Raw genomic sequence first — 24756 nt, 5'->3', positions numbered from 1 at the left:
AGTATATGAAATGTCCTTATTGCGACTATTCCGGAACGAAGGTACTTGATTCCCGCCCTGCGAACGAGAATAAATCTATCCGTCGGAGGCGTGAGTGTGAGAAATGCAGCCGCCGCTTCACGACATTCGAGATGATTGAAGAAACGCCGCTTATTGTTATAAAAAAAGACGGCAGCCGCGAAGAATTCAGCCGGGACAAAATTTTGCGTGGTTTAATACGTGCTTGCGAGAAGCGTCCAGTATCGGTCGAGCATCTTGAGGTTATTGTCTCTGAAGTAGAGAAGGAGCTCCGCACGACAGCACTTGCTGAAGTTGAGAGCAGAGTGATCGGTGAGTATGTGATGGGCCAGCTATATCCAATTGATGAAGTGGCTTATGTGCGTTTCGCATCTGTGTATAGACAGTTCAAGGACATTGATATGTTCATGAAAGAATTGAGCAGCCTTTTGTCGAAGGATCCAGTTAATAATAGCGGTACTTAATTTATCTGTGCATAGCAGTATAGTCCGCTCTTCTTTTGGGGGGAGTTACAATGGACATTAATAAATAAAGCGAAAATCCGTACATAGGGTTTTCGCTTTTTTTGTCTCGAAAGTTAGGTATGGGAAATTTGACCCTTGGTGCGTGAGGTAAGAGCAGAAGAAATCTGAACATCCGGTCTGGTATGAGGCAAGATCACAAAAGTATGAGGAAAAGCACCTATAAATGTGGTGGGTGGGGGAGGAAGCAGGAATGTATGAGGTAAAACTCATCCGTCAGGAAGCTTGGCTCTTGAGATATGAGGCTAGCCTCATACAATGCTTGTTGTGCAGGATAAGCGGGTCGAATGGATGAGTATAGCCTCACAGAAGAGTGAGGTAGTCGCAGCGCTCGCAGTTGTGGGCTCGTTATTTGAGTAGATGGCAGTGTGTGGGTTAATTAATAAGCTAGTGGTTAGTTGAAAAATCAGGCATTTTAGCTGTTCACTTTGCCGGTATGAGGCAAGATCACATAAGTATGAGGAAAAGCACCTATAAATGTGGTGAGTGGGGAAGGAATTCGGAATGTATGAGGTAAAACTCATCCGTCAGGAGGTTGGGCTCCTGAGATATGAGGCTAGCCTCATACAATGCTTGTTATGTAGGATAAGCAGGTCGTATGGATGAGGATAGCCTCACAGAAGAGTGAGGTAGTTGCAGCGCACGCAGTTGTGGGCTCGGTATTTGAGTAAATGGCAGTGTTGGCTAATTTAAAAGTTAGTGACAATATAGGTTAGTTGAAAAACTAGGCAAAGCAATTGTAGTGAGTCATTTAGTTGCTGAACAGTAGATGGTACGATTGCTCTTGATAAGCTGGCGGGATAGGGAGAAGCTTGGCTCCTGAGATATGAGGCTAGCCTCATACAATGCTTGTTGTGCAGGATAAGCGGGTCGAATGGATGAGTATAGCCTTACAGAAGAGTGAGGTAGTCGCAGCGCTCGCAGTTGTGGGCTCGTTATTTGAGTAGATGGCAGTGGGGGCTAGTTGAAAAGCTAGTGCCATTATAGGTTTGTTGAAAACTAGGCGTTGCAGCTGTAAGGAGTTAATCCGTTACATGAGGGGGAGGTTACGGTTGATAAGTTAGTTTGGGAAGTTTTGCTGTTACTGATCTGCAAGAATAAACAGTCAATAATTAAATGAATTATTTCTTCATTCTCTCTTCAATGGCATATCTAATTCAATATATTCCCATTATGAATCGCTATTTTTATAGCTGATGCCTATCAATTCTTAAATTCAGTTAGAAAAAATATACAAGTATCGTTTTTCAAAAAATAATGTAAACTAAAACTAGCTCAAAGTTTGTTATTATTATACTTTACAGATAGTTTCGATCTTACTTGCATGGTCAGAGGAGTGAAAGGGTTGGGTAATTTTAGACATAAGCTTGGCAAATGGAACTCGATCCGCAATAAGATATTTTTTTCAATTCTGCTGTTTCTGATTATTCCATTCCTTCTTACGTTTTATCTGATGGACAAGCCGCTGGAGAAGGTGATTGAGCGTAAAATAGGAGACTCTGCACAGGATGCCCTCCATCTTGTTAATTTCAATGTGAATTTATTTCTGGAGGATATGGTCCAATCAGCTGTCGATATTACGACAACCCCGAGCATTACTAAGCTGCTCAAGGACCCTAATGCTTACAGCAAATATGAGAAATTACGCCTGAATGATGAAATATTGAATCGCTTATTCAGCTCCTATTATACAAATACATATGTGACCTTATTCGATGCGCAGGGCAATTGGCTTAGTACAAGCTATATGATGGAAGAACTGCTGGAAGAGTATAGGGATTCGGATTGGTACATCGATATGATGAGCAGGCCGTATCAGATCAAATGGATGTTCAACGATGAGCAGCTATTATATACGGACCGCAAACCAATCATCACGCTTGTAAAAACGGTTACGGAGCTGCTGAGCAATCGTAATACGGGAATGATTGTGTTCAGTGTGTCAGAAGAGGACCTGCGCAAATATTTGACGGGTCTTGAAGGCGAGGTCTATCTGGTCGACAAAGAAGGGACAATTGTGTCCAGCCAGACCAAAGAGAGAATTGGTCAAAGTGTATCAGAAGAAAGCTATATGCCAAAAGTAAGAAAAGGCATCAAAGGGCAGGAAATTATCGAGAAGGACGGCCAAAAGTGGATCGCTAATTATAATACGGTGAAGCTTAATGGCTGGAAAATTATACAGGTGGTTCCGTATGATACGGTATTCAAGGAAATTTTCGAAATTCGCCAGACGAATATTCTGATCTTTATTTTCATTTTCATTATTTTCACCTTCATTACATTGTCCATTTCCTACAGCATATCGAAGCCGCTCAAATTGTTGAAGAAACGGATGCGGGAGCTGGAGGATAAGGAGTTCTATTCTGCGATCGCGATTACGGGTCCACAGGAAATTTCCTCACTCATTAGCACTTATAATAAAATGGTTAAGGAGATTCGGGGACTTCTGCTTAAGGTGAAGGATGAATACGAGCAGAAGGAAGATATGCGATTCCGCGCCTTGCAGGCACAGATTAATCCGCATTTCATTCTGAATACGCTCAATAATATAAAGTGGATGGCTTATATCCGTAATGATCGGGAAGTTGGGGACATGATCTCTAATCTCGGAGGCATACTGGAAGGCAGTATTGGGCGAGGGGCAAGCTTAATTCCATTGCGCCAGGAGCTTGATTATATCGACAACTATATTGGGCTTATGAAAATGAAGTATCAAGAGAAATTATCTTATAAGGTTGATATTCCCGATGAACTGATGGATCAAGAGGTCATCAAGATTATGCTGCAGCCGATTATTGAGAACTGTCTAGTACACGGCATTGATCCGATGAATGGCCTAGGCCAAATTGTCATCGAAGCGCGTTATGAAGAGGAACAGTTCATCTTGGTTGTCCACGATAACGGCGCAGGCATTACGGAAGAAAGGCTGGCTGAGATTGAGAGGAGATTGGCAGCGGGATCGGAAGAGCCTCCTCCGGAACGAATTGGCGTGAAAAATGTACATGACAGATTAAAGCTGCAATATGGAGAGGAATATGGCATTCATATCACTAGCCGCTTTGGAGAAGGAACGACGGTGCGGTATGTTTTGCCGATTAAGAAAGCGGAGAAAGGACTTGGCGATGAAGCTTAAGGTGATGCTGGTAGACGATGAACTGTTAGTGCGATTAGGGATCAAATCGCTGATTGACTGGGAGAATCATAATTTTGAATTTATCGGGGATGCTCCGGATGGGGAAAAAGCGCTTGAGCTGATGGAGCACAAGGTTCCGGATATTTTGCTTACGGATATTGTGATGCCCCGCATGAATGGGCTTGAGCTTATTGAGGTAGTCAAGGAACGATATCCGAACACGCTTATTATCGTTCTAAGCAGCCATAATGAATTCGATTACGTTCGCAAAGCGATGAAGCTTGGAGTAGTCGATTATATGTTAAAAACGTCAATGAAGCCTGAAGAGCTGCTGGAGCTGCTAATCGAAGCAGCAGCAAAGCTAGCCAAAGGACAAGCACATTCATTGCCGGCTAATGATCAGGGACAGTCTGCAGAGAGCAGATTCGAGAGGACGACCCGGCAGCTGCAGCTTCTTCTTGAGGATGAAGAGGTGCCGCAATCGCAAGAGCTGCCTGAATTGAGGCCTAATAGCATTCTGCTTCTCTTGTATGTAGGGCAAGTGCGGGAGGGTGGACAGGGCGCTTCTGCTATTCAGTTGTTGAAGCATTTGGTTCAATCTGAGCTGGATCTGATTCTGGATAGCAACCCGATCACGATTGAGACTACAGAGATGGCAGCTCTTCTCACGTTGTCCGATGACAAGCTGCCGGAGTTGTCAATTATGGTTAAGAACTTGATTAGTGCTTCCAATCAACTGCTGGGCATCTCGCTTCGTGCTGAGGTAAGCGAGCCTATTAACAATTGGGAGGAGCTCCAAGGCCTATATGTGGATATGAAAGCAGCGATGCATGAGCAGGGCATGCGTGTGACCTCTCGGGATGATATTAAGCAGCTGCTTGAATATATAAAAGCGAATTTCACACAGGATATTTCTCTGAGATATGCGGCTGAAATGATTAATATGAGCGAAAGCTATTTGAGTACGATTTTCAAAAAAGAAACTGGTCTTGGCTTCACGGACTGGATTAATCATTTGCGTATCGAGCAGGCGGCTGGCTTGCTCAAAGAAACGAATCTCCCCAGTTATTTGATTGCGGAGCAGGTGGGCTATGAAAATATTAATTATTTTGGACGTCTTTTTAAAAAAATTAAAGGGGTTAGCCCGCAAAAATATCGAGCGCAATATCAGAAATGAGAGAGAAAGAAAGCGCTATCTTTATAGAGTGAACATTTGATCCAAAGAAAGTGAATACCAACGAGTATTCAGAAAATAGTGAATAAACGTAAAAGATTCGTTCCTGTTTCAATAGAATCTCTGAGGCTATACTTTTGTTAGAAGCCTTCCCCATTGTAATCATCAGGAAGGTGCACAACAAGAAGAGGGAGGAGATTGAAGCATGATCGTCGGATCGATGAAGCATTGGGCTGATCAACGTCACACCGTACATCCTGTTCTGCGCAAAGCCATTGATTATTTGGCCGAGACAGATTTGGACTCGCAGGAAGTAGGGAAGTATCCGATCTGGGGCGATGATATGTTCGCACTGCTATCGGCTATTAAGACGAAGCCGCATTATGAGCAGCCTGCAGAGAAGCATGAACGCTTCCTCGATATTCATTATTTGATTAGTGGAGAAGAGACGATCGGTTGGCAATTGCAAGACGACAATTGTGAGCCATCCCAGCCTTATAACCCTGAAGAAGACTATGCCTTGTTCAAGGAGTTGAAGGAGGAGACGATGATCACGCTGAAGCCAGGCATGTTCGTCGTATTGTTCCCGCAGGATATTCATCGGCCGGGTATTACGCTGACAGCCGCTTCCGATGTTCGAAAGGTCGTCGTCAAGATCAATCAAGCTTTGTTCTAGGGCTACACACCAAATGATTACTAGCAAAAGGGGGCATTATCCATGTTGAAAAAACGTATTTTTACTGTAACTTCAGCACTTGTTCTTATCCTGGCTTTAGTGGCAGGCTGCTCTAGCAATAAGGCAGGCACGGATACGAATAAAGGTGAGAATGCAGGTGCAAACGGTTCCAAAGAAAAAGTAGAGCTCTCATTATGGCTTACTCCTCAGTGGAAGGGTGTCATGGATTCTACAGAAGCAAATGCCGACTATGACAGCTTCTTCAAATATGCAGCAGATAAATTCTCTAAGCAATATGACAAATATGATGTGAAAGTCAATGTTCAAGTGGTAGCGGGCGATCAACGCGATGAGCTTCTCAATGTTAACTTGAACGGCGGAACACCTCCTAACATCTTTTTTGAAAGCGTTTTTGCGATGGGAGACTATGCTCATCGTGGAGCATTGGCACCACTCAATGACATCGTAGATGATGCAGCAAAAACCGATATCGACCAAAGCTATTGGAATAATGTGACCTTCGGAGATGATGTTTACTTCTATCCGTTCTCTCACAACCCAGGTACATTCGCTTATAATGCGGACATGTTCAAAGCAGCAGGTCTTGAGGCGTTCATCGGGGACGACAAAGAGATTCAAACATGGACAATGGAAGAGTACGACCAAATTCTTAGCACTTTGAAAGCGAAATTGCCTAAAGGCTCTTATCCAATGGGGCTTTATGCTTTGAACAATCAAGGCGATACTTGGAATCTTGCTTACCTTAGAATGTTCGGCAACAAGTTCTTTGATGACCAAGGCAACATCATTGTAGATGATGCTAACGGTGTGAAAGCTGCGGAATGGCTGAAAAAAGTGTATGATTCCGGCTACACGAATCCAGGTGCAGAATCTGTATCTTCTAACGATGCTAATGCCATGTTCCAGAACCAACAGCTGGCGATCAGCTTCACGAATGCGATCTTGTTCAACAATGCCAAAGCAGATATGGAAGCTGGCAAATCACCGAAATTCGACATGCGTCTAGCTAACATTCCATCTGCAAGCGGAGATCCGTTGTCCTTCACTTATGTTGTAGGTGCAAGCGTATTCCAGACAGGTGATGATGTTAAGACACAGGTTGCCAAAGATTTCGTTAAATTCTTCTCCACGGATACTGAATTGGTGAAAGCGTCCAAAAACAGCATCCCAGTAAGAACGTCAGTTGTTAATGAATTCAAAGAGCAATACCCGCTGTTCGCAGCTTATGATGCCAATGCTGCCCACTTGTTCAGCTTCACAGGAAATGTACCAGGCTACAGCGAGCTGAGACAAGTTCTGTATCCAGAGCTGCAAGCGATCTACATTGGTGAGAAAACACCAGCACAAGCGATTAAGGATTATCAGACTAAAGGTAATGCCGTTATTCAAAAGGCGAAAGAAAACTCCGCTATTAAATAAGAAGTACAGGCAATGAAATAAGGTTTCGATGTGGGATGCCATGTATGACATGGCATCCGGCATTGAATAAGAAAGGTAACGGATAACCATGAAACTACGCAATCATTACATGAAGGAAAACGTGACCGGCTATCTGTTTATTTTACCGCAATTTTTACTGTTTCTTATCTTCATCGTGTATCCGATTCTGGAAGGCATACGGTTAAGCTTATACAAGGTTCAGTATCAAAAGGAGACCTTCGTCGGTCTGGACAACTATGTCACGCTCTTTAATGATCCAGTATTCTACAAATCCATTTATAACACGGTCATCTTCGTCGCTTTTATCGTTCTGTTGACTGTGGGGTTCGCTCTATTCGTTGCTTCATCTGTCTTTGATAAAAATGCAAAGTACGTTTCTTTCATTAGAGGAAGCTACTATATCCCGGTAATGGTATCCATGGTCGTTATGAGTATGGTGTGGGGATTCTTGCTGAATCCGGCCAACGGGCTCATCTCCTATGCAGCACGAGAGATGAATTTAAGTACAGTTAATTTACTTGGGAACAAAACGACGGTGCTGCCGGTCATTATATTCGTCACCTTCGCAACTAACGTCGGTCAGGCTATCATTCTCTACATTGCTTCCATGATTGGTGTGCCGAAGGACTTGTTCGAAGCAGCGGAAGTCGATGGCGCCAGCCGCCTGCGTGTGATCTTCCAGATTCTGATCCCGCTGGTTAAGCCAACAACAATCTATATCACCATTATTAATATTATCGCCGTGCTGAAAATCTTCGTCGTCATTCAAATGCTGACTGGCGGAGGGCCGAATAATTCATCGGTAACGATGATGTATTATCTCTACAACAACGCATTCAAATATAACCAGCTTGGCGTCGCTTCTGCGGTAGGGGTTATCATGTTCGTAATTACGTTGTTGTTGTCAGTACCACAGCTCAGAGCGATGTTTAAGGATAAGTGAGGGATGAAGCATGCTTGAAAAAAAAGCAAAGAAAAAGCGGGAAAAGTACGATGTCGTTGCTAATAGCATCATTATTTTATTCGCTATTCTCAATCTGTTCCCTTTGTACTGGCTATTTACCAGCTCGCTCAAAAACAGTTCAGATGTCATCAAGATGCCGCCGGACTGGTGGCCGCAAACATTCACCTTCTCCAACTACACCGAGGTATTCAATAGTCAGCCTGCGCTGCGCTGGACCTTCAACAGTCTTTATGTAGCGGGGATAAGCACGATATTGGTCGTAATCGCCAGCTCAATGGCGGCGTATGCTTTTTCGAAGCTTAGATTTAAAGGGAAGAATGTCCTCTTTATTATTTTCGTATCTAGCTTGATGGTTCCAAAAGAGGTTATGATCGTTCCGTTGTTCCGGATCACTCAGGATCTGGGAATGGTTAATACGTTGTCGGGCATGATTTGGCCTAACGTGGCTACAGCCTTTGGTGTATTCCTGCTAAAAGGATTCTTCGACAGTACACCGGATGCCCTGCGTGAAGCGGCTAGAATTGATGGTGCTGGAGAAGTCAGAACATTCTTACAAATCCTCCTTCCAATCGTCAAGCCGGGTATTGGCGCCCTGTTCATTCTGAACTTCGTTCAGGTCTGGAATGATTACCTGTGGCAATTGGTTATCGGCCAAGACAAAGAGATGAAAACATTGATGGTCGGTGTTGCTACCTTGATGCAGGATCTTAATCCTAACTTTGCATACAAGATGGCTGGCGCGACAGTCGCAGCTATTCCAATGCTCATTATCTTCTTGCTGTTCCAGCAGTACTTTACTCGTGGTCTGGCAATTGGAGCAGTGAAGGAATAAGGAAAGTGGCGTGGTTGAGGAATGAAGCATTTTGTAGGAATTGATGTAGGAGGCACCGATATCAAATATGCCGTATTCGATGAGAATGCGGCAATTATGGTTCATGATTCGGTGAAGACCCCGAAGGGCCAGGCTAACATTCGGATTCCAGAAGCAGTTACGGGCATTATGGATACCCTGCTGAAGCAGTTCGAGGCTGTTGATGGGGTTGGCATTAGCACGGCTGGGGTAGTTGATCCAGTCAGTGGTGAAATTGTGTTCGCTGGCGGTACGATCCCGGAATATAGAGGAACGAATCTAAAGGCGATCATTCAAGAAAAGTATGGTCTGCGTACGATCGTCGCTAACGATGTGAATGCGGCGGCACGCGGAGAGAAGTGGAAGGGCGCTGCTCGCGAGTGTGACCATTTCTTCTGCATCACGCTTGGCACGGGTATTGGCGGAGCGATGTTCAGTAATGGACAGCTTGTGATTGGATCACATTTCCGAGCGGGCGAGGTCGGGCATTCCTTATACGACAAGGCGACTAAGACGACCTACGAGCAAAGAGCTTCGATGAAGGCGCTGATGGATAAAGTATCGCGAGAGCTGCCGGGCTTCCCAGGAAATGGACATGAGCTGTTCGCTGAGGCGAGAAGCGGCAATAAGGCATGCAATACGATTATTGAAGCTTGGACAGAGCAAATTGCAAGAGGCTTAGCCGAAATTATTGTTCTGGCGGATCCTTCGATCATTGTCATTGGCGGAGGCGTGTCGGAGCAGAAGGAATTTCTGTTAGACAAAATTAACGTTCATCTGAAAGACTACCTGCCTCCCAATTTCTCGAAAACAGAGTTGAAAGCAGCGGAGTTAGGCAATCGAGCAGCCCTGTTCGGTGCCGTGTATCCTTACTATACAGAAGAGACGGAGTGAGAGTAATGACAGCAGATGTGATCTCGAAATTTGAAGGTATTTATGTCGCGATGTATTCCGCTTATGATGCAGCAGGCAATGTGGACACGGACCGAGTGAAGAAGCTGGCAAGATATTATGTAGGGACAGGCGTTAAAGGTCTCTATGTAGGCGGAAGCTCAGGGGAAGGCATTCTGCAGACGAACGAAGAGCGCAAGCAAGTTCTTGAAGCGGTAATGGAAGAAGTAAAAGGAGAGCTGACGATTCTTGTTCATGTTGGAGCGAACTCGACTCGCGAGGCTGTAGAGCTGTCGAAGCATGCGGAGCAAGTCGGTGCTGATGTCATCTCTGCAGTTCCATCCATCTATTATCGCCTATCGGAAGCAGCAGTAGAGAATCACTGGCAGCAAATGATCGACAGCACGAAGCTGCCATTCATTATTTATAACATTCCGCAAACGACAGGCTTCAACCTGTCTGCGAATCTTTGCAAGAAGATGGCTCAGCAGGAGAAGGTCATTGGCGTGAAAATGTCCGGTGAAAGCACCTTCGATCTTCAACAGCTCAAAGAGGCTGGCGGAGAGAACTTCATCGTATTCAACGGCCCGGATGAGCAATTCCTTGCTGGAAGAATTATGGGTGCTGATGGCGGTATCGGCGGTACTTATGGCGTTATGCCAGAGCTATTCTGCAAATTGAACGAATTGTACATCGACAACAAAATTGAAGAAGCACAAAAGCTTCAATTCGCAATTAACGGCATTATTAAGAAATTGCTGGGCTATCCATCCCTTTACGGCGCAGCCAAATATATTCTAAGCCTTAGAGGCATTGAGACAGGTGAGCCTCGTTCGCCAATGCTGCCTGTTCGGGAACAGGATCATGCTTCGCTCGCTGAGCTGAATCAAGAAATCGTAGAGGCAATCACCTACTATACGAAATAATAGAGGGGGCAGGCGAACATGATTGAAGAAATCAAGGGCGGATTAGTCGTATCCTGCCAAGCATTGGACCATGAGCCGCTGCATAGCTCCTTCATTATGTCGAAGCTGGCTTTGGCTGCCTTGCAGGGCGGAGCAGTAGGCATAAGAGCCAACTCGAAAAAAGATATTATCGCGATTAAGCAGGAGGTTTCCTTGCCTGTCATCGGAATCGTGAAGCGGGACTATGCGGATAGCGAAGTGTTCATTACGGCGACGAAGAAGGAAATCGATGAGCTGCTGGAGAGCGGCTGTGAGATGATCGCACTGGACAGCACAAAGCGCGATCGGCCAAATGGCGAGACTTTAGCTGAGTTGGTCGCTTATTGCAGGTCGAAAAATGCTGCTGTTGAGCTAATGGCAGATATCTCTACAGTGGAGGAAGCTCGGATTGCCGAGGAATTGGGCTTCGACTGTGTATCGACTACGCTTCACGGCTATACACCGTATACATCGACCACGAAGCTGTATGAGAATGATTTTGCCTTCTTGAAGGCTGTGTTACAGGAAGTGAGCATTCCTGTAATCGCCGAGGGGAATGTGCTTACACCGGAAATGTTCAAGCGCTGCATGGAGCTTGGAGCCAATTCAGTCGTTGTCGGCGGCGCTATTACGAGGCCGAAGGAAATTACAGCGCGGTTTGTGAACGCGCTGTAAGGGATAAGTGGATAAAAGGATAAATGAATATGAGCCTCCTTTTGGGGATAGTAAGCAGCTTTTGCACAAGTGAATTGTGCAAAAGCTGCTTGTTTTTTTGTTGGTGGGTTGGTGGATCTATTTTGGATTGAGGCTGATAGGGTGATTGGAGCGCATTAGTGATGCATTAGTGATGCATTTATGATACTGGTATGGTGATTGGAGCGCACTAGTGATGCATTTTCGCAATGTAGGGAAGGTAATATCGTTATTGTGGCTGCTCTAGGAGTGGAATCCGTGATTAGTGTTAGCCAGGCTCCTTAGTGGAGCAACGAGGGTTTTGAAAGGTGAATCTAGGTTCACTATTGGGCTTTTCAACGTGTTTAGGCAGGCAGATAGCGAGTGGGGGATCACTACTTAGCATAAAATATTTTTTCCTATGTATTAGTAGGGCGAATGCTTGATGAAGGTGAGTCATGTTGGGAGGAAGCTGGTGCTGGTAGGGTGATTGGGGCGCATTAGTGATGCATTTTCGCAATGTAGGGAAGGTAATATCGTTATTGTCGTTGCTCTAGGAGAATAATCTATGATTAGTGTTAGCCAAGCTCCTTAGTGGAGCAACGAGGGTTTTGAAAGGTGAATCTAGGTTCACTATTTGGCTTTTTAACGTGTTTGGGCAGGCAGATAGCGAAGTACTGGATCACTAATTAACGAAACCTTTTCCTTCCCATGTACTATTAGCGCGAATGCTTGATGAAGGTGAGTCATGTTGGGAGTAGCTGAGGCAAGTAAGGTGGTTAGGTGCATTAGTGTTGTATTTTGATACTGGTATGGTGGTTGGAACGTATTAGTGATGCATTTTCGCAATGTAGTGAAGGTAATATCGTTATTGTAGCTGTTCTAGGAGTGGAATCCATGATTAGTGTCAGCCAGGCTCCTTAGTGGAGCAACGAGGGTTTTGAAAGGTGAATCTAGGTTCACTGTTTGGCTTTTTAACGTGTTTAGGCAGGAAGATAGCGAATAGAGGCTCACTAGTTAGCGTAACCTCTTCACTCCTATGTACTATTAGCCGTGAATGCTTGATGAAGTTGAGCCACCTTAGGGGTAAGCTGAGGCTGGTAGCAGTAGTGGAGTGCAATAGTGATGCATTTTGAGAGCAGTAAGGAGTTTGGGGCAATTGTGATACATTTTTGATACTGGTATGGTGGTTGGAGCGTATTAGTGATGCATTTTCGCAATGTAGGGAAGGTAATATCGTTATTGTAGCTGCTCTAGGAGTGGAATCCATGATTAGTGTCATCCAGGCTCCTTAGTGGAGCAACGAAGGTTTTGAAAGGTGAAGCTAGGTTCACTATTGGGCTCTTCAAAGTGTTTAGGCAGGAAAATAGCGAATAGAGGCTCACTAGTTAGCGTAACCTTTTCGGTCCTATCTGTGGTTAGCTCGAATACCTGAGGAAGGTGAGATATTCTAGGTGAGACTGAGGCTGGCGGGTGATTAGAGCAAATGAGGGAGGCAATTTCGCTAATTGGTGAAGGTAAAAAAATGGGGGCATGGAGCATCTATTTAGCTGTATGAGAGTGGCTCAAGTGTCTAAGAAATGGTTTATAAGCTGTAGCTATTACTTAATAAGAACTGGATATTGGTGAGATGAGCTTTTTGACGTTAAAGTGGAGGGAGAGGAGGCTGGCAGGTTATGAGAGTAAAATGGCATTGTGCAGTAGATCAGGCAATCGAGTTGTCGGAGCAGCACAAGAATCAATTAGAGCAGCTGTTTGATGTGGCTTATCTGGATATGATGGAGGCTCCTGAGGATCAACTTGCCCCATTCGAAATGGTCTTGCTTCATACGAGGCTTCCTTATGGAAGATTGGAGAGTTTTACGAAATGCAAATATATAGGCGTTCGCGCGCATAACACGGATTACGTAGACCATGCTGCTGCTCAGAGACAAGGGATTATCGTAAGCGGTATCCCACAGGCGGGAGCAAATGCCGTTGCGGAGCATACTTTTTCGCTTATTTTTGCCGTTGCCAAACAGCTCCTTCAATCGAATCAGAATGTCCGAGAGGGAGCATGGAGGAAAGGGCTTCGTCCCAACTTAGAGCTTAGAGGGAAGAACCTCGGCATTATCGGTTACGGGACTATTGGCCGTCAAGTGGCCATAATTGGACGAGCGCTCGGCATGAATGTTTATATAGCTTCACGATCTGCATGTGAGGGACAGCTCACTATGGACGAAGTACTACAGCAATCGGATATTGTGACGCTGCATGCGTCTACGAAGAACAATAGCGAACCATTAATCAGCAAGCGCCAGCTCGAAAAGATGAAGGATGGCGCCATACTCATCAATACAGCAAGAGGGAGTCTATTGCATGCTGCAGATTTAGAGAATGCATTACGCAGCGGGAAATTATCAGGCGCAGGTCTGGATGTGTATCCCGAGGAGCCATATATAAATAAAGCGTTGTACGAGCTGCCTAATGTGGTCTGTACACCTCACGTAGCTTTTTATACAAGAGATACAATAGAAAGAATGAATCAATATCTAGTCGAGCAAGCGATAGATTTCTATATCGGGTATGATGAAAACTAACTGATCCAATACAAAAGAACGTAACCCATGCATAGGCAAGGGGGCGTTCTTTTTTTAGTAAAAGGCTTATTGTATTTAATGATTTCATAATACCTTGCATTATAGAGTAATTTATATTAAAGTGTTTTCAGGAGGTGAAAATATTGGAAATAAATAAAGAGGTTCTGAAGGGCCATATTGATACGTTGATTTTATCGTTATTACATAAGAAGGATATGTACGGCTACGAACTGGCCAAATGCGTGCGGGAAAAAAGCGCTGATCAATTCGAATTGAAAGAAGGCACGCTCTATTTGTCATTGAAGCGATTAGAGAAGAGTGAATGGATCTCCTCCTATTGGGGAGATGAGCAAGGGCCCGGCGGCAGAAGGAAATATTATAAGCTGACCCCTCTCGGTAAAGAGGGCTATGAAGAGAAGCGTGCGGAGTGGAAATTTTTGAAGAACATTATAGATTCATTCCTGGAAGGGGGAGAGTAGGATGAAGCAGATAGAAGGCTATGTGAATTCGGTGTACTCCAATATAGGGGGGAATAATAGAGAGCTGCAAGAACTGAAAGCAGAGATGAAAAACCACCTGCTGGAGGCGGTCCATGAATTGAAAAAAGAGGGCAAATCGGAGCAAGAGGCTATTACGATAGCGATTGAACGATTCGGCGGGGAACAAGAGACGCGCTCGGTTATTCGGCAACTCTTCACGGCTCAGCGGATATTCGCCAAATGGGTACTGTATGTCGCTATAGCGCTACTTCTTATTAGCTCGACAGTGTCGGGGTCATTATTCGTCGTGGAGCAGGGGAACGGTAAAGAGAATCAAGAGGCATCTGCTAAAATTGATAGTCTGATTCAGAATCAGACAGTCATTTCGGAAGAGACGGAAGAGCAGATTGCAGCTATAGTGAAATTAACAGATCAAATTTCTCAGGTTCAGATTTTTAAAACAAGCGAAGTGGAAAGCGTATCAGATAACGGAAGCATATCCTACTTCAATCATCAGGCATCGCCAGTCTATCAATATGACCGTGGTATATGGGGTTCAGAGAAGATGGACTATTATTATGTGTTGAGTGAGGATTGGTTCCTCCATTTTGAATCTAAGCATTATGCGTCCATTTTTGATATTACATTAACAGCAGGCATCACGGCGTATGCTGTACTGTTCACGATTTGGGCGATCATCAATGCCTATCATCATAAACGCTTGAACATCGGTTGGATTATCGGATTTGCTTTTTTAAATGTGCTGGCCTATTTGATTTATTGGTTGATTGGGAAAAAAGCTTTGCAGGAAGACAGAGAGAAGTAGGCAACAAGTAAAGGAATAAAATCGAAGTGGAAATTCGTGGTAAAAAGAGAGGGTATCCTAATGTAAACAATGCATTGGGTACTCTCTAAGGATTGACAGTCGTGCTGGCGATATGATAACATGAAAAAAGTTTGAATTTGGGGCCTTAGCTCAGCTGGGAGAGCGCATCGCTGGCAGCGATGAGGTCAGGGGTTCGATCCCCCTAGGCTCCACCAAACATAAATTTTAACACGCCCAATAAGGCGTGTTTTTTTGTATTTGGTAGAGCCGATCAGGATGACGGTTGATACTAAAGTGTATCTTCAAGGAACCGGTGCGCTCATTGTGCTCGATCCGGTCACGCTAAAAGAGATTGGCATGTATAAATATCCGCGAGAGTATGAAGAGCAAGCGAAAGCGCCGTTCGGAGCGGATTCGTACATCGCCGACTTAATCTCATCAAGCAATGGCGAAGGGTTCTTCTACGTCAAAGATCAAGCAACGGCAACGAGCCAACTGATGAAAGTGAAGCTGAAATACGAGGACCAGCAATAGAAGGATTGTGTGTTGTCAAAATACGCTCACCAGTTCATTCATAATGATTTCAAATACGCTCCGATGTTTCTGTGAATCTACACAGCATCATCGGAGCTTTTTTATTTTTCATAATTTTGGATACAGGATACCTGCCAGAACAAATCGCTTGGCGGTACAAGTGCTGCTCATACGAATGTCCTCTACAGGCACGGAACTGCAACTAATTTCCAAAATCATCAAAAATAATGTTGACAATTCAGCTACTTCGTAATACTATATAGCAGTAGTAAGTAGTACTGGATACCAGTCGTACAGAATAGCGGGAGTGATGGTGTTGGAAAATATAACGGAAATGCTCAAAGGCGTGCTTGAGGGCAGTGTGCTTGAAATTATAAGCCGTCAAGAAACTTACGGTTACGAGATTACACGACAGCTGAACGCCCTCGGCTTTCAAGATATTGTGGAGGGGACGGTGTACACGATTCTAATCCGGCTTGAAAAAAACAAGCTAGTCGAGATCACCAAGAAGCCTTCTGATATGGGGCCGCCGAGAAAGTTCTTCTCGCTCAATGATGCGGGGCGTGAGGAACTCAAGAAGTTCTGGGAGAAATGGGAGTTCGTATCATCGAAAATTAATGAGTTAAAGGGGAGATCGTAATGAATTTCTGGGAGAAGATTACGGGCAGCGATATGACGAAAGAATACAAAGCTTTCGAAACGCGTGCTCAAAAGCTGCCGGCTGATTATCAATCGGCATGGGAAGAAATAAAGTCCAATCTTTGGACGTATTCCGATTTCTCCGGTCGCAACCTCACCCCTATTCTTGATCGCGTGCTTGGCTTGCTGGAAGAAACGGCGGCAGACGGGCAAAGTGTTCAAGAGGTTCTGGGCGACGATATTAAAGGGTTCTGCTCAGCGCTAGCTGGTGAAGAAGAAGCAAAGTCTACTCGCGACAAGTGGCGTGAGCAGCTCAACAACAATATTGCTAAAAAATTGGGCAAATAAGGGGAGAAATTAATGAACATTCGAGATATGATCGAAGGCAAAAAAGAGTGGCGTGCTCACGTTGCGCGAGTCAAAGCACTCCCGCAAGATTATCAATTCGTTTACAAAGAAATTCAAAAATATTTCTTCAAGGTCGGCCCAGTCGAGCTAACCGAGGGGACGGGATTGCTTTCGGGAATCGTTGATTTTTTCGAAGAAGGCGCAGCCTCGGGGAAAGGTGTACTTGAAGTAACCGGCAGTGATGTAGCGGCTTTCTGTGACGATCTGATCAAAGATTCAAAAACGTACGCTGACCTCTATCAAGAATCGGTTGACCAAGCGGTTAGCAAAGCCATGAATAAAGCTGCGGGCAAAACCAAGCAATAAGGGGGAGATCGAGATGGAAAAAGCAATTGAATTGAAAGACTTGCGCAAATCCTTCAAAAATACTGAAGTGTTAAAAGGGGTCGACTTGGAAGTGAAGCGGGGTGAAATTTTTGCCCTGCTCGGCTCTAACGGCGCGGGCAAAACAACCATTGTTAAAATTCTGTCCACGCTGCTTAAACAGGATCAGGGCACGGCTGTTGTTAACGGCTTTGACGTCACGTCAAAGCCCGACCAAGTACGGCAGTCGATCAGCCTGACCGGCCAGTTTGCCGCCGTGGACGAGATTTTGACAGGGAGAGAAAATCTGATCATGATTGCGAAGCTGCGCCATCTCCCTAATCCGCGTCAGGTGGCTGATAGCATGCTTCATCGCTTTGGTCTGACCGAAGCCGCCGACCGCAAGCCGTCAACTTATTCAGGCGGCATGCGCCGTAGGCTCGACATCGCATTGAGCCTTGTGGGAAGTCCGCCGATCATTTTTCTTGACGAGCCGACGACCGGACTGGACCCCGAGGCGCGCAACGAGGTTTGGAGGATTGTGAAGGAGCTTGCGCACGGAGGCACAACGATATTTCTCACCACGCAGTATTTGGAGGAGGCCGAGCAGCTTGCTGATCAAATCGCGATTTTGCATGAGGGCAGGATTATTGCCGGAGGCACGCTGAATGAGCTGAAAAAGCTGTTCCCGCCCGCAGAGGTGAAATATGTGGAAAAACAACCGACATTAGAGGAGATTTTTCTCGCCATCGTCGGCAAAAAGGGGGCTTAGTTATGGAATCAACTAAAAAATACTTTTTCAACGATATGGCCGTTATGCTTGGCCGTACGATGCGGCATATATTCCGCAGCATGGATACCATTCTCACAGTCTGCATTACGCCGATTGCCATGATGCTGTTATTCGTCTATGTATTCGGCGGCGCCATTCAAACCGGTACGGACAACTATGTGAATTATCTTTTGCCCGGCATTTTACTGATTGCCATTGCAAGCGGAGTCGCTTATACGGCTTATCGCCTGTTTATGGATAAGCAACGAGGCATCATTGAGCGTTTTCAATCCATGCCGATTGCTCGTTCCACCGTGTTGTGGGGGCATGTGCTAACTTCGGTTTTATCGAACGCTATATCCATAGCCGTCATTATTCTTGTAGCGCTCTTCATGGGCTTCCGTTCGTCGGCAGGGATCGTATCTTGGCTTGCCGTAGCCGGCATACTTGCCTTGTTCACGCTGGCTTTGACCTGGATCGCGGCGCTTGCCGGACTGTCTGCAAAAACGGTGGAAGGCGCCAGCGCTTTTTCCTATCCGCTTATCTTCCTTCCGTTTATCAGCTCGGCGTTCGTGCCGACCGATTCGATGCCCAAGGTCGTACGCATCTTTGCAGAAAATCAGCCAGTGACCCCAATTGTGGAAGCGATTCGCGCTTTGCTCACCGGTCAGCCTATAGGGCATGACATTTGGGTTGCGCTCGCATGGTGCTTGGGCATATTAGTCGCAGCGTATGTATTGGCAATGCGAGTTTTTCAACGCAAAGCTTAATACAAAGCCTTGGTGGCAGTAAAACCAGTAATGGGCTCTAGGGTTCAATCCCCGAGGTTCTATAATTTAAGAAGTCTTTAAACACAAGGAATTCCGAGTGTTTGAAGGCTTTTTCTATGCCTGGATAATGTTTATTTGTGGGAAATGTTATTAGGTTAAAATGAAAATAGCTTTACTGGTTTTCGCTTACTTTGAATGGAATCTGGAAGAAGCGTTTCAATTCCTCAAGCTTGCTGAATAAGATGACCTCCATGTTGCATTCTTGCTTGCTTTAATTACGGAAATGCGTCAGCCGGAAATTCTAGGATAAGTTGGTGGGATATCGTTTTTGATGAAAAAATTTTTCAAGTTCGTCAAAACATTTATTCTCTTGGGACTTGAAATATTCTTCGACACCACGATTCGCCAACATTCGACATAGGTCTAAGGTTACTATAACAATAGGACTAAAGATGTCGAATTGGATTAAGTACCATATAGATAGTGAGGACTGGGATGAATACTATTGAGTTTATTTTAAGAAATAACAAGGCTAATTTAATTTTGTTTATACATGGTTTCACAGGTAGTAAAGAAACATGGATGAATGGTGCTGGTCAAGAATTCCCTAAAATGCTCCTTGCGGAAGAAGGAATTTCTGGTCATTTTGATGTTGCCTACGTTTCGTACTATACAACACTTATTGACTTATACGGTATCAAGTCAAGGGCTAAAAAGTTGATGAGAATGTTAAACTTTGAAACAGGCAGTGCAAGGAAAAATGTTGGTATTGAGCAATTGGGAGAGTTTATTCAAGCAGTTATTCAGTATAACTGTCAATCTTACGAGAACATTATCATTGTAGCTCATAGCATGGGGGGGCTAGTGGCGAAGTCATATATACTAAGTGAATTACAGCAGCGTCCGACTGTTCCTCAGGTGAAACTGTTTCTTTCATTGGCTGTGCCACACACTGGGTCTGAATGGGCAAAACTAGGTGAGAGCCTTTTTCGAAATGTACAAGCTGTCGATCTTAATCCTTTAAGTCACTTAATGTCTCAAATTAATCGAGCATGGATTGAGAACTCTAATACTCCTCGAACAGTTTGCTTTTACGGTCATTATGATGATGTGGTAACAGAGGATAGCGCTGTATTACTCCAAGTTAAGAAACCAGAGAAAGTGCCTTGCGATGAGGACCATAATTCTATTACGAGACCAACTGATAGAAATAGACTTGTATACGTTGCAGTAAAATCAATACTACAAAACTTCGCTAGAGAAACAATAAATCAGTCATCATTAACCATTAAAGAATTTGTAGATAATGGGCAGATGGACGATGAGATATTTGTTATTCGTCTATTGATTGCAGAGGTACATAATATTCACGTGAGTAGTGCAAAACAAACCTTTTTTAATGCGGAATATATGAGAAAAATTTTAACAAACCAAGGTGATCAGGCAATAACATTTTTGACGGATTTATACGCTAAAATAGAGTTTTTTTATACAATTGCTTTTGGAAAACTAATGAGTAAAGAACTAATAGACAGTAATCATTTGGTAACTTACGTTCATGAACAAATTATGAAGGAACCAGAACTTCTCAAGTGTGCGCTACCCTTGCTGAGTAGCTATCATAAAACAGGTATGCTACACCAACTAATGAATAAAATGGAGAAGGATTTATGGTGGGCACAAGATCATAACATACAAACAATCGAACAATTTAGAAAGGCAAGGGGAAAATGATGGAACTACCATTTATTATTCCAGAAAATGAGTATAATGTCAGGTTTGCCAGATTACTCATATTAATAGAGGAATTGGCGTTTAGTAAAAGAGGAAAACATGTTTTAAGTATAGATCGACTTGCAATATACGATTATTTATTGAGGAACCCTGAGTTGCTTCAAAGAGTGTTAAAGGCGGACGGAAAAGGCAAATTGATAGACCTAAAGTATGAGGAGAGAAATTCAATTGAATCGTTATTTCCAAATCGATCCTCTCTATTTGATACAAATACTATTAAAAAAATTATGTACTCTTTATTTTATTACGGTTATGTCTCAGCAAAACATGACAATGAAGGTCATATTTATTACTTTGCCACTCCACTCGGTAACCAATTTGTTGAGGAATTGGAATCCTCCTATTTTGAGCGAATTCAAACGTTAAGCAAAGTTTTGATTTCACTTCAAAAACTATCAAATGCACAATTGCAGAAAATAATAAAATCAACTCAATACGGGGTGCTTTCTTAAAATATGAAAAATAACCAATCTCCTAAAATAATTTTAAATAAACTCGTCTTGGTAGGTAGAGAGAAGAATTATGTCGTTTCATTTACATCAGGTTTAAATATTATTTTTGGTGATTCAGATACAGGGAAGTCAAGTATTTTGAATTTAATTGATTATTTATTAGGTGCTAGTGAAGTTGCTATATATGATGAAATTGAAATGCACGGTCGGTATGCATTGCTTGAGATTAATTTGAATAATGAAATTTATACAATTAAGAGAGATATATTTGACTCAAATGCATTTATTGAAGTTTTTAAAACAGAAATAGATCATATTGATCAAGTGTTTCCAAAAGAGTATGGTCCACATTCTAAAAAAGAAGGCCCTTCTGGATATTTATCTGAATTTCTTTTAGAAGCATTGAATATCCCACGTGTTAAGTTGAAACAGGCACCATCAAAAGAAGATTCTAAAATGTCAACATTAAGCTTCCGTGACATCTTGAAATATTGTTATATAGATCAGGATGAAGTAGGAAATAAGGACATATTAGATCAAAAAAACTTTTCTGTATTTACAAAAAACAAAGAAACATTTAAATTTATACATCACTTGCTAGATGATAAAATTACACTTTTGCAAGAAGAGATAGGCGAGAAAAATCGTATGAAACAATCGATCAGTCAACAATTCACAATTATTTCTTCCTTTTTGCGAGAAGCACGTTTAGAATCGACAGAATCTTTAGAAGAAAAGTCATCGCAGCTTGCTGAAGCCTTAAAAACAATTGATAGTGAAATTTCAATAATAACTCACAATATGAAGGCAAATAATGAACAGGATGAAGAACTTCGGAAGTTGATTGTCAATAAACAAAGTCATCTTGATGACTTGTCAATGAGTAGAATGTACAAAAATACTCAGTTAGAACAAAATTTAAGATTGAAAAAAGATTATCACCAAGATATTGAGAAATTGAAGGCTTCTCTAGAAGTTATTCGTAAAATGCCGAATCATGAATCCCTTCATATAAATTGTCCAATATGTGAGAGTGAATTAAAGGCTACGAGATTTAATGAACTATTTAACCACTATGATTCCACTGCCATTGAACAGGAAATCAAAAGTTTAAAAAATAGAGATAAGGAATTGACTTCATTAATTGAACAAGATCGAGAGGCTATTTTAAGGTCTATCACTGAAATTGAAAACGAGAAAGAGGATATTCGTAGAGCTAAAGAATTGTTGGATTTGAAGACACAAGAATTTGTTTCGCCTTTTATCGCTCAAAGAGATTTGCTTAATACACGAAGAGGTGAGATTACAGAAGAAGTTAAGAGGATTGAGTACTTACTAAAACTTCGTAATCAAGTTAATGATCTCACAAAAAAATCAAATCAGTTGATAGAACAAATTAATGATTTGAATAAGAGATTAGAAATGCTAAAAGCAAGTGCTCCTTCAGTTGATGGCGTTCTGGGGAATATAGGAGATATATTATATGAATTTCTTACAAGTATTCCGATAAAAAATGCTTATGGAGTTAGTATAAGTAGGAGTACATTTCTTCCAGTTGTTAGGGGGAAGGACTACTCTAAATTAACATCTGGCGGTCTTAGAACGTTAGTTTCAGTCGGTTATTTAATAAGTATTCTAAGAAATAGTTTAGGGAACCAGACAAATTTTCCAAGCCTTGTCATGATTGATACAGTTGGTAAATATATAGGTAAAACGAAGCCAAAGTATTTATCATTTACAGATCAGGGTCAAGATCTTGCAGAAGGTCTAAACGATCCTCTTAAGTATAGAAACATTTTTGCCTACTTAGTTTTAATGTGTGAAGAATTGCTTGATAAATATGACTTTCAAATAATTATTGTTGATAATGATTTACCTGAAGATATGGAAGAATCGTTGGAAGCTTTCGTAATTAAGAAGTTCAGTGTAGTGCCAAGGGAAGGTTATGATATTGGATTTATTGATAATGCAACTCCTAGAGTTTAAACGACAAATAAGTATTATATCTTTTGAAGAATACCATTAACACTTTTTACAAACATCAAGACTAGTATCATACTATATGTAACAGGAGGATTTATCGTGACGAATAAGATAAGTATTATTAATTTTAAAGGAGAAATGGGAAGCCAACGATCTTACATTGCATTTAGCTGTAGGTATTGAATATTTCTACAAAAAAGAGTTAGTATGTATGCCGTGAATGAAAGAACAGTTTGCAGAAAAGCGGGAAATAGAATCGGCAGCCATGCAATGTTGCTCAGAAGGGGGTTCGATACAACGAATATTCAAGAAATTGCCGATAAAGCAGAATCAGCATTGGGCTTTTGTACATACACTAAAACAAGAAATTTGCAATAATAGTTCTTAATGAAATTGTTGAGCGATTGGAATTAGTCATATTACTACCGCAAAACTTAAATAAAGAGGCTGACCCCAAGGATACATGAATTGTAGCCTTGGGATCAGCCCCTTTTTTAACAGGAATATTCAACGAGAACGTTCCCCGTTCATTCCATTGCTCTTCGCTCTACCATTCACTTAGCATTCGGAAGTAATTTATACAACAATATCGCTGCCAAGGAAGCTGCCAGAAGAGGCGAGCCCAATAAATACTGCGCAAAGGTAGGCAAAGTATATAAGAAATCTTTGGGAATCAGCACTAAAGCTAATGTTAGAATCATTGGAATCGCAATGATATACATTTCTTTCTCGCCAATGGTTACTTTCTTCATCACTTGTAAGCCGTTAATCGAGATAATACCGCAGACGATAGCGAACACTCCGCCGATAACAGCTGTTGGAATGGAAGAGATTAAAGCAGCTAATTTGCTTGAACAGCCAAAGATGACGAACCATCCACCTACAGCAAGAAAGACCCGGCGGCTCGCAACGCCTGTTATGGAAATAATGCCTGCATTTGTAGAATAGCCTGTGACTGGAGTAGATCCAAGTGATGAAGCAATAAGGCAGCTAATGCCTTCGCCAACAACACCTTGGTTAAGGTTCTTATCGGTTAACGGCTTGTCGATTACGTTGCTGATCGCGAACCACGTACCTGTTGTTTCAGCCAGCAGGACAAGATAGATAATGACCATGGTGATAATAGCAGAAAAGTCGAAAGAAAAGCCGAAATCTTTAAAAGGCAGCTGCGGCATACTAAACCACTTGGCGCTCCCAACAGCGGAGAAATCCAGGACACCCATAGATTTGGCAGTAAGACATCCGACAACTAACGCGAACAATACGGAAGTAATGCGGAATAAAGATCCCTTATTGCCCAATAAAGAACCGAGAAATACGAACAGAAGAAGTGCACCGCCTGAAATTAGAGCCAATAGTACGTTTTGATTAATTGTAGCGTCCGCGGCGCCATAAATATTGTCTCTAATGGCAACAGGCAATAAAGATAGACCTACAATGAAGATGATCGTACCGCCTACAATCGGCGGAATAAACGATTTGACAATTTTATTGAAAACGCCAGTATAACCTAAAATAATAACTAGAATTGCACCGACCAAGCCAGCACCCAACACAGAGCTCCATCCTAATTCACCGCCGCCGCTAGCGGCATAAATACTAATGATGGCACCAAGCGGTACATATGAAGGACCTTGAGCCATAGGCAGCTTCATGCAGAAATAAGTTTGCACGATCGTTGCAAGCCCAGCAGCAATAAAAGTAGATTGAATCAAAGCACTTGATTGATCGGCTTGCAGCCCTATTAACATCGCAATAAGGAAAGGAACGACATAGACGTCCATCGCTAAGACATGCTGCAAACCTAAGAAGGCTGATTTGCCGAATGAAATTTTATCATCGGGCATTACAGTTAAATGTTGTGATTTCTTGAGAACCTCATCTTGCTTATTGTTTTGTGTTTGTGTATTCAC

At 42.8% G+C, this 24756-nt stretch carries 23 protein-coding genes and 1 tRNA gene; 23 read left to right on the top strand and 1 reads right to left on the bottom strand.

The annotated features are described in order from the left end of the window. The first annotated feature begins 5 nt into the window (after window positions 1-5). The 23 genes from nrdR (at window position 6) to AC50YO_RS16950 (ending at window position 22846) form a co-directional block, all read left to right on the top strand. Window positions 6-482 carry a transcriptional regulator NrdR gene (gene nrdR / locus AC50YO_RS17060; RefSeq protein WP_494848967.1) on the top strand — a complete coding sequence of 159 codons (477 nt, stop codon included), beginning with the start codon at window positions 6-8 and terminating at the stop codon, window positions 480-482. Between the two features lie 1402 nt (window positions 483-1884). Then, window positions 1885-3672 carry a sensor histidine kinase gene (locus AC50YO_RS17055; RefSeq protein WP_494848964.1) on the top strand — a complete coding sequence of 596 codons (1788 nt, stop codon included), beginning with the start codon at window positions 1885-1887 and terminating at the stop codon, window positions 3670-3672. After that, window positions 3662-4849, top strand: a complete 1188-nt coding sequence (locus AC50YO_RS17050; RefSeq protein ID WP_494849249.1) for a response regulator transcription factor — start codon at window positions 3662-3664, stop codon at window positions 4847-4849. The genes AC50YO_RS17055 and AC50YO_RS17050 overlap by 11 nt, the downstream gene beginning before the upstream one ends. A gap of 202 nt (window positions 4850-5051) precedes the next feature. Next, window positions 5052-5522 carry a NanQ anomerase/TabA/YiaL family protein gene (locus AC50YO_RS17045; RefSeq protein WP_494848962.1) on the top strand — a complete coding sequence of 157 codons (471 nt, stop codon included), beginning with the start codon at window positions 5052-5054 and terminating at the stop codon, window positions 5520-5522. Between the two features lie 42 nt (window positions 5523-5564). Then, entirely contained in the window at window positions 5565-6962 is a 1398-nt protein-coding gene (locus tag AC50YO_RS17040) for an ABC transporter substrate-binding protein (RefSeq protein WP_494848960.1), read from the top strand. A gap of 88 nt (window positions 6963-7050) precedes the next feature. Next, window positions 7051-7926, top strand: coding sequence for a carbohydrate ABC transporter permease (locus tag AC50YO_RS17035; protein ID WP_494848957.1), 876 nt, complete (start codon window positions 7051-7053; stop codon window positions 7924-7926). Window positions 7927-7936: 10 nt separating this feature from the next. Next, window positions 7937-8779, top strand: coding sequence for a carbohydrate ABC transporter permease (locus AC50YO_RS17030; protein ID WP_494848955.1), 843 nt, complete (start codon window positions 7937-7939; stop codon window positions 8777-8779). 21 nt (window positions 8780-8800) lie between these two features. Continuing rightward, on the top strand, window positions 8801-9691 hold the full coding sequence (locus AC50YO_RS17025; RefSeq protein WP_494848953.1) for an ROK family protein: 891 nt from the start codon (window positions 8801-8803) through the stop codon (window positions 9689-9691). A 5-nt stretch (window positions 9692-9696) separates the two neighbouring features. Next, window positions 9697-10614: a dihydrodipicolinate synthase family protein gene (locus AC50YO_RS17020; protein WP_494848951.1), complete on the top strand. Its 918-nt coding sequence runs from the start codon at window positions 9697-9699 to the stop codon at window positions 10612-10614. Window positions 10615-10632: 18 nt separating this feature from the next. Further along, the gene (locus AC50YO_RS17015; RefSeq protein WP_494848949.1) at window positions 10633-11307 is read left to right on the top strand and encodes an N-acetylmannosamine-6-phosphate 2-epimerase; all 675 of its coding nucleotides are present in this window, start codon (window positions 10633-10635) and stop codon (window positions 11305-11307) included. 1673 nt (window positions 11308-12980) lie between these two features. After that, window positions 12981-13883: an NAD(P)-dependent oxidoreductase gene (locus AC50YO_RS17010; RefSeq protein ID WP_494848947.1), complete on the top strand. Its 903-nt coding sequence runs from the start codon at window positions 12981-12983 to the stop codon at window positions 13881-13883. 143 nt (window positions 13884-14026) lie between these two features. Further along, on the top strand, window positions 14027-14362 hold the full coding sequence (locus AC50YO_RS17005) for a PadR family transcriptional regulator (protein WP_494848945.1): 336 nt from the start codon (window positions 14027-14029) through the stop codon (window positions 14360-14362). Between the two features lies 1 nt (window position 14363). After that, window positions 14364-15188 carry a permease prefix domain 1-containing protein gene (locus AC50YO_RS17000; RefSeq protein WP_494848943.1) on the top strand — a complete coding sequence of 275 codons (825 nt, stop codon included), beginning with the start codon at window positions 14364-14366 and terminating at the stop codon, window positions 15186-15188. 139 nt (window positions 15189-15327) lie between these two features. Then, a tRNA-Ala gene (locus AC50YO_RS16995) sits at window positions 15328-15403 on the top strand. 61 nt (window positions 15404-15464) lie between these two features. Next, window positions 15465-15722 (top strand): hypothetical protein, encoded by a 258-nt coding sequence (locus tag AC50YO_RS16990; protein WP_494848941.1) that lies wholly within the window; start codon window positions 15465-15467, stop codon window positions 15720-15722. Window positions 15723-16056: 334 nt separating this feature from the next. Continuing rightward, window positions 16057-16362, top strand: coding sequence for a PadR family transcriptional regulator (locus AC50YO_RS16985; protein WP_494849247.1), 306 nt, complete (start codon window positions 16057-16059; stop codon window positions 16360-16362). Continuing rightward, window positions 16362-16709 carry a DUF1048 domain-containing protein gene (locus AC50YO_RS16980; RefSeq protein WP_494848939.1) on the top strand — a complete coding sequence of 116 codons (348 nt, stop codon included), beginning with the start codon at window positions 16362-16364 and terminating at the stop codon, window positions 16707-16709. The genes AC50YO_RS16985 and AC50YO_RS16980 overlap by 1 nt, the downstream gene beginning before the upstream one ends. 12 nt (window positions 16710-16721) lie before the next feature. Further along, window positions 16722-17075, top strand: coding sequence for a DUF1048 domain-containing protein (locus AC50YO_RS16975; protein ID WP_494848938.1), 354 nt, complete (start codon window positions 16722-16724; stop codon window positions 17073-17075). 13 nt (window positions 17076-17088) lie between these two features. Further along, window positions 17089-17844 (top strand): ABC transporter ATP-binding protein, encoded by a 756-nt coding sequence (locus AC50YO_RS16970; RefSeq protein ID WP_494848936.1) that lies wholly within the window; start codon window positions 17089-17091, stop codon window positions 17842-17844. Window positions 17845-17846: 2 nt separating this feature from the next. Beyond that, window positions 17847-18614: an ABC transporter permease gene (locus AC50YO_RS16965; RefSeq protein WP_494848934.1), complete on the top strand. Its 768-nt coding sequence runs from the start codon at window positions 17847-17849 to the stop codon at window positions 18612-18614. Window positions 18615-19109: 495 nt separating this feature from the next. Beyond that, entirely contained in the window at window positions 19110-20348 is a 1239-nt protein-coding gene (locus tag AC50YO_RS16960) for an ABC-three component system protein (protein WP_494848933.1), read from the top strand. Continuing rightward, entirely contained in the window at window positions 20348-20860 is a 513-nt protein-coding gene (locus AC50YO_RS16955; RefSeq protein WP_494848931.1) for an ABC-three component system middle component 4, read from the top strand. The genes AC50YO_RS16960 and AC50YO_RS16955 overlap by 1 nt, the downstream gene beginning before the upstream one ends. A 3-nt stretch (window positions 20861-20863) precedes the next feature. Beyond that, entirely contained in the window at window positions 20864-22846 is a 1983-nt protein-coding gene (locus AC50YO_RS16950; protein ID WP_494848929.1) for an AAA family ATPase, read from the top strand. Between the two features lie 551 nt (window positions 22847-23397). Here AC50YO_RS16950 and AC50YO_RS16945 read toward each other — a convergent pair. After that, on the bottom strand, window positions 23398-24690 hold the full coding sequence (locus tag AC50YO_RS16945) for a solute carrier family 23 protein (protein WP_494849245.1): 1293 nt from the start codon (window positions 24688-24690) through the stop codon (window positions 23398-23400). Between the last annotated feature and the right edge of the window lie 66 nt (window positions 24691-24756).

Source organism: Paenibacillus sp. J22P59 (assembly GCF_059383895.1).
This window is presented reverse-complemented; position numbering and strand designations above follow the sequence as displayed.